The organism is Brevundimonas sp. (assembly GCF_032107865.1).
Classification (GTDB): domain Bacteria; phylum Pseudomonadota; class Alphaproteobacteria; order Caulobacterales; family Caulobacteraceae; genus Brevundimonas.
On record NZ_DAMCNG010000094.1, the window covers coordinates 1 to 10,105 of the forward strand.

General features: G+C 66.0%; 14 protein-coding genes. 12 read left to right on the forward strand and 2 right to left on the reverse strand.

The genetic code is table 11. The features are described 5' to 3' along the window. Positions 1-518, forward strand: a 518-nt coding sequence (locus tag RT567_RS09325; protein ID WP_313575993.1) for an NAD-binding protein, incomplete at its 5' end; no start/stop codon positions are given. Beyond that, the gene (locus tag RT567_RS09330) at positions 515-847 is read left to right on the forward strand and encodes a hypothetical protein (protein ID WP_313575995.1); all 333 of its coding nucleotides are present in this window, start codon (positions 515-517) and stop codon (positions 845-847) included. The genes RT567_RS09325 and RT567_RS09330, both read left to right, overlap by 4 nt. On the opposite strand, the gene RT567_RS09335 is transcribed toward RT567_RS09330, so the two are convergent. Continuing rightward, positions 844-1,935: an agmatine deiminase family protein gene (locus RT567_RS09335; RefSeq protein ID WP_313575997.1), complete on the reverse strand. Its 1,092-nt coding sequence runs from the start codon at positions 1,933-1,935 to the stop codon at positions 844-846. The two genes, RT567_RS09330 and RT567_RS09335, sit on opposite strands and share 4 nt — an antisense overlap. 178 nt (positions 1,936-2,113) lie before the next feature. On the opposite strand from RT567_RS09335, the gene hemA reads away from it, so the two are divergent. After that, entirely contained in the window at positions 2,114-3,340 is a 1,227-nt protein-coding gene (hemA, locus tag RT567_RS09340; protein ID WP_313575999.1) for a 5-aminolevulinate synthase, read from the forward strand. Then, a complete protein-coding gene (locus RT567_RS09345) occupies positions 3,337-3,525 on the forward strand; it encodes a DUF6898 family protein (RefSeq protein WP_313576001.1) in 189 nt (62 codons plus the stop codon). The genes hemA and RT567_RS09345 overlap by 4 nt, the downstream gene beginning before the upstream one ends. Before the next feature lie 10 nt (positions 3,526-3,535). On the opposite strand, the gene RT567_RS09350 is transcribed toward RT567_RS09345, so the two are convergent. Further along, a complete protein-coding gene (locus tag RT567_RS09350; RefSeq protein WP_313576002.1) occupies positions 3,536-4,267 on the reverse strand; it encodes an IPTL-CTERM sorting domain-containing protein in 732 nt (243 codons plus the stop codon). 180 nt (positions 4,268-4,447) lie between these two features. Here RT567_RS09350 and glyA point away from each other — a divergent pair, with 180 nt between their 5' ends. The 8 genes from glyA to RT567_RS09390 all read left to right on the forward strand — a co-directional run. Continuing rightward, entirely contained in the window at positions 4,448-5,731 is a 1,284-nt protein-coding gene (glyA, locus tag RT567_RS09355; RefSeq protein WP_313576004.1) for a serine hydroxymethyltransferase, read from the forward strand. Between the two features lie 12 nt (positions 5,732-5,743). Further along, complete coding sequence (gene nrdR / locus RT567_RS09360) at positions 5,744-6,217, forward strand: transcriptional regulator NrdR (protein WP_207821992.1); 474 nt, start codon at positions 5,744-5,746, stop codon at positions 6,215-6,217. Beyond that, on the forward strand, positions 6,217-6,843 hold the full coding sequence (ribD, locus tag RT567_RS09365; protein WP_313576007.1) for a bifunctional diaminohydroxyphosphoribosylaminopyrimidine deaminase/5-amino-6-(5-phosphoribosylamino)uracil reductase RibD: 627 nt from the start codon (positions 6,217-6,219) through the stop codon (positions 6,841-6,843). The genes nrdR and ribD overlap by 1 nt, the downstream gene beginning before the upstream one ends. Before the next feature lie 77 nt (positions 6,844-6,920). Then, the gene (locus tag RT567_RS09370) at positions 6,921-7,511 is read left to right on the forward strand and encodes a riboflavin synthase (RefSeq protein ID WP_313576009.1); all 591 of its coding nucleotides are present in this window, start codon (positions 6,921-6,923) and stop codon (positions 7,509-7,511) included. Further along, on the forward strand, positions 7,508-8,644 hold the full coding sequence (ribB, locus tag RT567_RS09375; RefSeq protein WP_313576011.1) for a 3,4-dihydroxy-2-butanone-4-phosphate synthase: 1,137 nt from the start codon (positions 7,508-7,510) through the stop codon (positions 8,642-8,644). Before RT567_RS09370 ends, ribB begins: the two co-directional genes overlap by 4 nt. Then, a complete protein-coding gene (ribH, locus tag RT567_RS09380; protein WP_087141414.1) occupies positions 8,641-9,102 on the forward strand; it encodes a 6,7-dimethyl-8-ribityllumazine synthase in 462 nt (153 codons plus the stop codon). Before ribB ends, ribH begins: the two co-directional genes overlap by 4 nt. A 38-nt stretch (positions 9,103-9,140) precedes the next feature. Beyond that, positions 9,141-9,635 (forward strand): transcription antitermination factor NusB, encoded by a 495-nt coding sequence (gene nusB, locus RT567_RS09385; RefSeq protein WP_087141445.1) that lies wholly within the window; start codon positions 9,141-9,143, stop codon positions 9,633-9,635. Then, the coding region (locus RT567_RS09390) for a thiamine-phosphate kinase (protein WP_313576014.1) at positions 9,622-10,105 on the forward strand (484 nt) is incomplete at its 3' end. The genes nusB and RT567_RS09390, both read left to right, overlap by 14 nt.

Sequence of the window (10,105 nt, forward strand, 5' to 3'; positions counted from 1 at the left end):
CCGGGACGCTGGCCTTCATGGTCGGCTGCGACGAGGCCGACTTCGCCCGCGTCGAGCCGGCCCTGGATCCCATGAGCCGCATCACCATTCGCGCGGGCGACCACGGCGCGGGCCAGGCCGCCAAGATCTGCAACAACATGCTGCTGGGCATTTCGATGATCGGCACGTGCGAGGCCATCGCCTTGGCCGAGAAGCTGGGTCTGGAGCCGGAACGCTTCTTCGAGATCGCGTCCAAGTCCTCGGGCCAGTGCTGGAGCGTCAGCAACTACTACCCCTGGCCGGGCCCGGTGCCGACCGCGCCGTCGAACCGCGACTATGAAGGCGGCTTCGCCACCGCCATGATGCTGAAGGATCTGAAACTGGCCCAGGACGCCGCCGCCAAGGCCGGCGCCACGACCCCCCTGGGCGCTCAGGCCGAGGCCCTCTACGCCCTGTTCAACGGCCTCGGCTACGGCGGCAAGGACTTCTCCGCCATGGTCCAGATGCTGCGCGGCCGGATCGACACCCTGGCGCAATGACGGAAGAACCGCCCCTCTACCACGAGGACGTCGCCGGCTATCGCCAGCCCATGGTGACGTCCATTGGGATCATCATGGGCTTCCTGCTGGCCTTCATGGCCAATTGGGCGGTCAGTGAGGAAGAGGGGCGGGTGCTTCAGGACGCGGCTGACTGGCTGGTCGCCGGCACCATCCTGGTCAGCATCTCGCTGATGGTCGTCACCTTGGCTCGCTTGCTCGACAATCGGGTGCGCGAAGGCGTCGGCCGGCGCTACCACACGACCTATCGACTTTACATCGCCTCCATGACTGTCGGACTGGCGGGCTTGATCGCCGCCCTGATCATCTAGGCCGGCTGCTGCTGCGTCGCGCAGTGGATTCCGCCGCCCGATGCGCCGAGGGCATCGATGTTGAGTTGCACGACCTGTCGCCCGGGATAGAGCGAGGCCAACACCTCCCGAGCCTCGTCATCCGCGGCCTGATCGCCGAACTGGGCGGCGATCACCGCCCCGTTGCAGACATAGTAGTTGACGTAGCTGGACACGAAGTCGTCTGACGTCCCGCGAATGTCGATCGGTTCCGGCAGGCGTATGATCTCCAGCGGACGCCCGCGCGCATCGGTGGCCTGCTGGATGATCCCAAGGGTTTCATGGGCGGCGGCCGACCAGGGATCGTCGGGGTCGATCTCGTCGTCGATCTGGATCAGCACTTGGCCCGGCGCCGTGAAGCGCGCCAGGGCGTCGATGTGGTAGTCGGTGATGTCCTCGCCCTTGATGCCCGGCGCCCAGATCATTTTCTTAGCGCCGACGGCTGCGCCCAGCCGATCCGCGATTTCATCCGCGCTCAGACCGGGGTTGCGGTTGTCGTTCACCCAGCAACTGGCGTGGGCCAGCATGGTCCCGGCGCCGTCGTGCTCCAGACCGCCCTGTTCCCCGATCACGCCGCTGTCGATCAACGGCAGGCCCAGCCGCGCCGCCACGCGCTCGGCGATCAGGCCGTCGTTGCGGTGGCGCTGCTTGTTTCCCCAGCCGTTGAACCGGATGTGAGCGACGGCCCATTGCCCCGCCGCATCCTTGACGAACGTCGGGCCGCTGTCCCGGCACCACAGGTCGTCGGTCGGAATGTCCCAGAATTCGACCGCACTGCTGAACTTGGCGCGATTCAGACCGCGCGCGCCGGGCGCCGCCATCATGGCCACAGGCTCATGCTCGCTGATCGCATTGGCGATAGCCAGAATGTTCGCCTGCACGGCGGCCAGGTCGCGGGCGCCATAGACATCGACGCTGACCGGCCACTGCATCAGGGTCCGTTGATGCGGGGCGCTTTCCAGAGGCATCTCATAAGCAGGACGCGGAGCGCCGGACGACGGCGCCGCGCAACCCGCCGTTCCGGCCCCGAGCGCAGCCAGTCCCGTCTGCATCATATGTCGCCTGTTCATGGCCTCAGACTACGCCTGGAAGCTGGCCTCGCAAAGCATGGCCGTTGCTGTCGTTATAAGTCTGAGAATCGTTATCAATTAAGGGGTTGGGACGTTTTGTCCGGCTCCTGACATGGACAAGGCAGGGCGGTGCGCGCAATTAGGCCGCGAAAGCTGCATAAGCGAAAGAAGCGCCGCCTTGTTCGACTATAAGTCCGCCTTTCAGAACTCTGTGGACCAGGTCCGCAGCGAGGGTCGTTACCGCGTCTTCGCCGACCTGAAGCGAGTGCGCGGCCAGTTCCCTCGGGCCGTGCGTCGCCGCGAGGACGGCACTCAGCAGGACGTCGTCGTCTGGTGCTCCAACGACTACCTGGGCATGGGCCAGAATCCGGTCGTGATCGACGCCATGCAGGCGGAGGTCGAACGCACGGGCGCCGGGGCAGGGGGCACGCGCAACATCTCGGGCACCACGCGCTCGGCCGTGGATCTGGAAGCCGAGCTGGCGAGCTGGCACCAGAAGGAAGCGGCCCTGCTGTTCACCTCGGGCTATGTGGCCAATGAGGCGACGCTGTCGACTCTGCAGAAGATCCTGCCTGGCCTGATCACCTTTTCCGACGCGCTGAACCACGCCTCCATGATCGCGGGCATCCGCAACGGCGGCGGCGAACGTCATATCTTCCGCCACAACGATCTTGAGCATCTTGAGGAACTGCTGGCCGCCGCGCCGGCTGATGCGCCCAAGCTGGTCGCCTTCGAGAGCGTCTATTCAATGGACGGCGATATCGCCGACATCGCCGGCACCATCGCCCTGGCCAAGAAGTACGGCGCCCTGACCTATCTGGACGAAGTTCACGCCGTGGGCCTGTACGGCGCCACCGGCGCGGGCGTGGCCGAGCGTGACGGCGTGCTGGACGGCATCGACATCGTCGAGTGCACCATGGGTAAGGCCATCGGCGTGATGGGCGGCTACATCGCCGCTGACGCCGTGATCGTGGACGCGGTGCGCAGCTGGGCCTCGGGCTTCATCTTCACCACCAGCCTGCCGCCCGCCCTGACCGCCGGCGCCCTGGCCTCGGTCCGCCATCTGAAGGCGCATCCGGAACTGCGCGACGCCCATCAGGAGCGCGCGGCCACCCTGAAGCGCCGCCTGACCGAGGCGGGCATCCCGGTCCTGCCCAGCGTCAGCCACATCGTCCCGGTGCACGTCGGCAACCCGGTGCACTGCAAGCTGATCTCGGACATGCTGCTGGAAGAGCACGGCATCTACGTCCAGCCGATCAACTATCCGACCGTGCCCAAGGGGACCGAGCGCCTGCGCTTCACCCCGTCGCCGGACCATGACGACGCCATGATCGACAAGCTGGTCGATGCGATGGACAAGCTCTGGTCGCACTGCAACGTGGCGCGTCAACCGGCCGCCGCATGACGGCCGATCCCGAGCTCGGCGAGGTCATCGTCGAGTTCATTCGCAACGGCCCCTATGTGAAATGCTCCGCTGTTCACGCGGCCACCGGCGTCGAGGTCTCCGCCATCGGCCCCGCCGCCGAACCGCGCGCGGTCGAGCGCGTGGCGATCGCCAAGCTGAAGCGGGCGCTGGCGGCTCGCGGCTGATCTTCTGGCGTTAGGCGGTCTGACGGCGGCGATGCAGGTTCAGTGCTGCGGCGCCGGTCAGCAGAACGCCTAGCAGGATCATCGCCCATTCGGACAAGGTCGGCACCGGCGTGGGAGCTGGCGGTGGGGTCAATGACATGGTCACGCCTGTGGTTGATGCGCTTGAAGCCCCCTGACTGTCGGTATCATAGGCCATCATGCAGCCTGCGCCGTTTGTGTTGCCGTTGACGTTGTCGCCGCGAAACTGGCAGGTGCTATTGCTCGCCGCTACGGCCGCGCCGGGCGACGGCGCGCTGCTGATCCAGATGTAAGACACTTTGGCTTTCGAATCTGCATAAGAGGCCTCGCCGTAGGGCGTTCCATGAGTCTTGTCGAATTTGAACTCGAATGAAGTCAGGTTTCCGGCGCTGTCTGTTGAGACGCGTGCAGATTGAGCAAAGACGTCTACAAAGAATTGGGCGTCCGTGTAGGTGTTTTGTCCGTCGCTGATCGAGAAACTATGAATCTGGAGGTCGATATCTTCATCCGTCAGATTCGACCCTAGCGGTGCGACAAGAGTAATCGATCCCGAGATGCGATTAGACTTTGCATATTTCACAGTGCAGCCGCCGAGAGGGCAGGCCGTGAAATTGCTGACGGTTTCGTAGGGCTCGCTCTGAATATAGTAGGTGACCGGGGCCGCAGCCGCCTGGGTGGCCACAAGGCTCAACGCCGCAACGGCGTAGCTGATCAACTGCTTCATGGCGTTTCCCCGGTCCAGAACGCCCTCCGTTAAAGCTTAACGTTATCCTGTGCACTAAATTTGTAACATGGATATTCGATGGGGCTCTGAATGGGCGCGGGCCCCTAGATGTTGTGGTGCGCGGCGGCGCGGCCTAGATAGGTGCCGCCGTTTTCGCTTTCAGCCTTCGGGGTGCCGCCTGTGACCGCCTTCACGCACGATTCCTACTTCTCCAAGAGCCTCGCCGACGCCGATCCGGCGATCTTCAAGGGCATTCAGGGCGAACTGGGCCGCCAGAAGGAGCAGATCGAGCTGATCGCCTCCGAGAACATCGTCTCCCAGGCGGTGCTGGACGCGCAGGGCTCGGTCCTGACCAACAAATACGCCGAGGGCTATCCGGGCCGCCGCTACTACGGCGGCTGCGAGTTCGTGGACGTCACTGAAGACCTGGCCCGCGAGCGCGCCAAGGAGCTGTTCGGCGCGGCCTTCGTCAACGTCCAGCCCCACTCGGGCGCCCAGGCCAACCAGGCGGTCTTCTTCTCCCTGCTGCAGCCGGGCGACACCTTCCTGGGCATGGACCTGGCCTGCGGCGGTCACCTGACCCATGGTTCGCCCGCCAACCAGTCGGGCAAGTGGTTCCGTCCCGTCACCTATAAGGTGAACGAAGACGACCATCTGATTGATTACGATCACGTCGCCGAAATGGCCCAGAAGGAGAAGCCCAAGCTGATCCTGGCCGGCGCCTCGGCCTACAGCCGCCACATCGACTTCAAGCGTTTCCGCGAGATCGCGGACTCGGTTGGCGCCTATCTGATGGTCGACATGGCCCACTATGCGGGTCTGATCGCCGGCGGCGTCTATCCCGACCCGATCCCGCACGCCCACGTCGTCACCACCACGACGCACAAGACCCTGCGCGGTCCGCGCGGCGGCATGATCCTGTCCAACGACTTGGATCTGGGCAAGAAGATCAACTCGGCCGTCTTCCCCGGCCTGCAGGGCGGCCCGCTGGAGCACGTCATCGCCGCCAAGGCCGTGGCCTTCGGCGAAGCGCTGAAGCCCGAGTTCAAGCTCTACGCCCAACAGGTCGTGAAGAACGCTCAGGCTCTGGCTGCCGTTCTGGTCGATCGCGGCCTGGCCATCGTTTCGGGCGGCACCGACAGCCACCTGATGCTGGTCGACCTGCGTCCCAAGGGCGTGACCGGCAAGGCCACCGAGCATGAGCTCGAAAAGGCCCTGATGACCTGCAACAAGAACGGCGTGCCGTTCGACACTGCGCCCTTCACCGTTACCTCGGGCGTCCGTCTGGGCACCCCGGCGGGCACCACGCGCGGCTTCGGCGAGGAAGAGTTCAAGCAGATCGGCCACTGGATCGCCGACGTCGTCTCGTCGATGAACGGCGGCGATGAAGCCGATCCGGCCGTCGTCGCGGGCGTCGCCGCCCAGGTGCGCGAACTGACCGCACGCTTCCCGATCTACCGCTAAGGGACCGACTGGATGAAGTGCCCCTTCTGTGGAAACGCCGACACCCAGGTCAAGGACAGCCGCCCGTCTGACGACGGCGCGGCCATCCGCCGCCGTCGGTCCTGTCCGCAGTGCAACGGGCGCTTCACCACCTTCGAGCGGGTGCAGCTGCGCGAACTGGTCATCCTGAAACGGAACGGCCGCCGCACCCCCTTCGATCGCGACAAGCTGGAACGCTCGCTGGGCATCGCCCTGCGCAAACGCCCGGTGCAGCCCGATCAGGTCGAGCTGCTGGTCAGCCGCATCGTGCGTCAGCTGGAAAGCCTGGGCGAGACCGAGATCCCCTCGCACATCGTCGGCGACTTCATCATGAAGGCGCTAAAGTCGGTCGATGAGGTCGCCTACGTCCGCTACGCCTCGGTCTACAAGGACTTTCGCCACACCGGCGATTTCGCCAAATTCCTCGGCGACGAGGGTTTCGACGAGACTAAGTCCGGCCAGGACTGATGCGCCCGCGCGTCACCCTTAAGCTGGCGACCTCGCTGGACGGTCGCATCGCCACGGCCACGGGCGAAAGCCAGTGGATCACCGGCCCGGAGGCGCGCCAGCAGGGTCACCGCCTGCGCGCGGCGCATGACGCCATTCTGGTCGGCGTCGAGACCGTGCTGGCCGATGATCCCGAACTGACGGTGCGTCTTCCTGATCATGCCTGGCCGCATCCCTTGCGTGTCGTCCTCGACAGCCGCCTGCGCACCCCCGCGACGGCCAAGGTCGCATCCGGCAACACCCTGATCCTCACGACCGCCGCGCCTCACGCCATCGGTCAGACAGAGGTCGTCGCGGTCGCCGCCGAAGACGGTCGCCCCGCCATTTCAGCCGTCCTCGATGCGCTCGCCGCCCGCAACATCGGCTCCATCCTGATCGAGGGCGGGGGCCGTGTCGCCGCCTCCTTCATCCAGGCCGGCGCGGTGGACGCGATTGAGTGGTTCCGCGCCCCGATCCTGCTGGGCGGGGAGGGCAGGCCCTGCGTCGCGTCTCTGGCGCTTGCAAAGCTGGCCGACGCCCCCAAGTTCCGTCGTCTGGGCGTCGAGCCTGTCGGAGACGATCTGTGGGAACGCTACGCCCGCGCCTGACGTCTCCTCAGGCGCAATTTCAGACGAATTAGACTAATTAGACTCTGTTTTTTGGGTCCGAAGGGACCGGAGCTTTCATGTTCACCGGCATCGTCACCGACATCGGCCGCGTTCGCAGCGTCCGTGAAACCAACCGCGACCGTCGCTATGAGGTCGAGACCGTGTGGGACACGGCGAGCATCGACCTGGGCGGCTCCATCAGCCACGCGGGCTGCTGCCTGACCGTGACGGAGAAGGGCGATAGCTGGTTCGCCGTCGAGGTGTCCGGGGAGACCCTGTCCAAGACCAAGCTGGGCGACTGGAGCGAGGGCAGCCGGATCAATCTGGAGCGCGCGGCGAAACTGGGCGACGAACTGGGCGGCCACATCGTTTCCGGCCACGTCGACGGCCTAGGCGAGGTCGTGTCCATCACGCTCGAGGGCGGATCGCATCGCATCGTGATCGAGGCGCCTGCGCCCCTGCACAGATTCATCGCCCCAAAGGGCTCAATCACGGTCGATGGGGTTTCCCTGACGGTGAATGGGGTGCATGAGCGCCGCTTCGACGTGAACATCATCCCGCACACGTGGGATGCGACCACCCTCGGCGGCCTCAAGGTCGGCGAGAAGGTCAATCTGGAGATCGACATGCTGGCGCGTTACCTCGCGCGGTGGCAGGAGACCGCATGATGAAACTGGCCGTCCACAACACCGACAGCCCGATCAGCTCGATCGAGGACATTATTGAGGACGCCCGCAACGGCCGCCCCTACATCCTGGTGGACGCCGAGGACCGCGAGAACGAGGGCGACATCGTCATTCCGGCCCAGTTCGCCACGCCGGACCAGATCAACTTCATGATCCGCTATGCGCGAGGCCTGGTCTGCCTGGCCCTGACGTCCGAGCGCGCCAAGCAGCTGCGTCTGCCCCCTATGGCCGCCGAGAACCGCGAGAGCATGGGCACGGCCTTCACCATCTCGATCGAGGCCAAGGAAGGCGTCACGACCGGCATCTCGGCCGCCGATCGCGCCCATACGGTCCAGGTGGCGGCCGATCCGTCGCGCACCGCCGACGACATCGTCTCGCCGGGCCACATCTTCCCGCTGGTCGCGCGCGACGGCGGCGTTCTGGTCCGTACTGGCCACACCGAGGCGGCCGTCGACATCAGCCGCATGGCGGGCCTGATCCCGGCCGGGGTGATCTGCGAGATCATCAAGGACGACGGCGAGATGGCGCGGATGCCCGATCTGATCGCCTTCGCCCAGCTGCACGGGCTGAAGATCGGCACCATCGCCGACCTGATCGCCTATCGCCGCCGCACCGAGCGCTTTGTCGAGCGCGTGATGGAGACGCCGTTCGAAAGCGTCCACGGCGGCGCGTTCAAGCTGATCCTGTACCGCAACACCATCGAGGGCGCCGAGCATGTCGCCCTGGTGCGCGGCGACATCGACCCGGCCAAGCCGACCGTCGTGCGGATGCACCAGGTCGACTTCGCCGCCGACCTGCTGGGCCATGTCGAGGCCCGTCAGGACTATATTCCGAAGGCGATGCAGGCGCTGGCGGCCCAGGACGGGCCGGGTGTCGTCGTCTTCCTGCGCGACCCTGACCTGCATGGTCTGGCCGAACGGCTGGGCGGCGTGGCCAAGCCAGCTGCTGTGGATCGCTCGCTGAAAGCCTATGGCGTCGGGGCGCAGATTCTGCTCGACCTCGGCGTCAAAGACATGATCGTGATGAGTTCGACGCGACCCAATCCGACGGCGCTGGAAGGTTACGGCCTGCGCATCGTCGGCTGGCGCGACATGGACGGAGAAGACCAATCTTGAACGACCCCACTCGCGTCCTCATCGTCGAGGCGCGCTTTTACGACGAACTGGCCGACGCTCTTCTGGAAGGGGCGAAGGACGCCCTGCGCGCTCAAGGCGTCCAGTATGACGTCGTGACCGTGCCCGGCGCCCTGGAGGTTCCGACTGTGATCGCCATGGCCGAGGAGGCCGGTCGCTATCCGACCGCGCCGCGCTATGACGGCTATGTCGCCCTGGGCTGCATCATCCGCGGCGAGACCTATCATTTCGAGATCGTCTCGGATCAGTCGGCCGCCGGCATCCGCAACCTGGGTCTCAAGGGCCTGGCCATCGGCAACGGCATCCTGACGACCGAGGACGAGGAGCAGGCCTGGGCCCGCGCCCGTCTCAGCGAGGGCGACAAGGGCGGCTTTGCGGCCCGCGCCTGTTTGGACCTGATCGCCATCCGCAAGCGTCTTCGCGGAGGACTGGCCTCGTGACCGAGCCGACCACCACCCCGGCCACCGTCGCCGAAGTCATGGCCCAACTGGCTGAGGCCGACAAAGCCCGCGCCGAGCCGCAGCTGACCAGCCGCCAGCGCCGCGCCCGCACGGTCGCCCGTCTGGCCGCCGTTCAGGCCCTGTACCAGATGGAGCTGGCGGGCGAGGGTGTCGACAGCGTCGTGCGCGAGTTCCGCAATCATCGTTTCGACGCCGACATCGACGGCGCGCCTCTGGCCGAGGCGGACGAAGATTGGTTCGCCGCTGTCGTGCACGGCGTAGTCGAGGACCAGCGCGCGGTGGACGAGGCGGTCAAGGCGCGCCTGGCTTCCAACTGGCGGCTGGAACGCCTGGACGCGACCCTGCGCGCCCTGCTTCGCTGCGGCGCCTGGGAGCTGAAGCACAAGCCCGACGTGCCGCGTGAAATCGTGATCGACGAATACGTCGAGCTGGCCAAGGCCTTCTTCGACGATGCGGAGGCGAAGTTCGTGAACGCGGCGCTCGACGGCGTGGCGCGTGATGCCCGCGATTGACGTTGCTGGTGAATTCGAGACCATCCAGCGGCTGCTGAAGCCGCTGGCCCATCCGGAATGGGCGAGGGGGCTGGCCGACGACGTGGCTGCGCTGCCCTCGCGTCCGGGGCACGACCTCATCCTGACCAAGGATGCGATTATCGAGGGCGTTCACTTCCTGCCCGACGACCCATTGGACACGGTGGCGCAGAAGCTCTTGCGCGTGAACCTGTCCGACCTGGCCGCCAAGGGGGCCGAGCCGTTCGGCTATCTGCTGGCCTGCCACTGGTCCCCGCGTTGCGGCTGGCCCGAGCGCGAGGCTTTCGTCGCCGGGTTGCGGCGTGATCAGGCCATCTTCGACATTTCCCTGCTGGGCGGCGACACGGTGAAGACGCCGGGACCGGCCAGCTTCTCGGCTACCCTGCTGGGCTGGGCGCCGTCGGGCGCGGCGGTCAGCCGGGCGGGCGCGCGGCCGGGCGATCTGGTCTTCG

Coding starts and splice junctions, on each gene's coding strand:
- RT567_RS09345 (WP_313576001.1), top strand. CDS start 3,337: ATGACGGCCGATCCCGAGCTCGGCGAGGTCATCGTCGAGTTCATTCGC.
- nrdR (WP_207821992.1), top strand. CDS start 5,744: ATGAAGTGCCCCTTCTGTGGAAACGCCGACACCCAGGTCAAGGACAGC.
- RT567_RS09330 (WP_313575995.1), top strand. CDS start 515: ATGACGGAAGAACCGCCCCTCTACCACGAGGACGTCGCCGGCTATCGC.
- RT567_RS09370 (WP_313576009.1), top strand. CDS start 6,921: ATGTTCACCGGCATCGTCACCGACATCGGCCGCGTTCGCAGCGTCCGT.
- RT567_RS09350 (WP_313576002.1), bottom strand. CDS start 4,267: ATGAAGCAGTTGATCAGCTACGCCGTTGCGGCGTTGAGCCTTGTGGCC.
- RT567_RS09335 (WP_313575997.1), bottom strand. CDS start 1,935: ATGAACAGGCGACATATGATGCAGACGGGACTGGCTGCGCTCGGGGCC.
- ribB (WP_313576011.1), top strand. CDS start 7,508: ATGATGAAACTGGCCGTCCACAACACCGACAGCCCGATCAGCTCGATC.
- ribD (WP_313576007.1), top strand. CDS start 6,217: ATGCGCCCGCGCGTCACCCTTAAGCTGGCGACCTCGCTGGACGGTCGC.
- nusB (WP_087141445.1), top strand. CDS start 9,141: ATGGCCCAACTGGCTGAGGCCGACAAAGCCCGCGCCGAGCCGCAGCTG.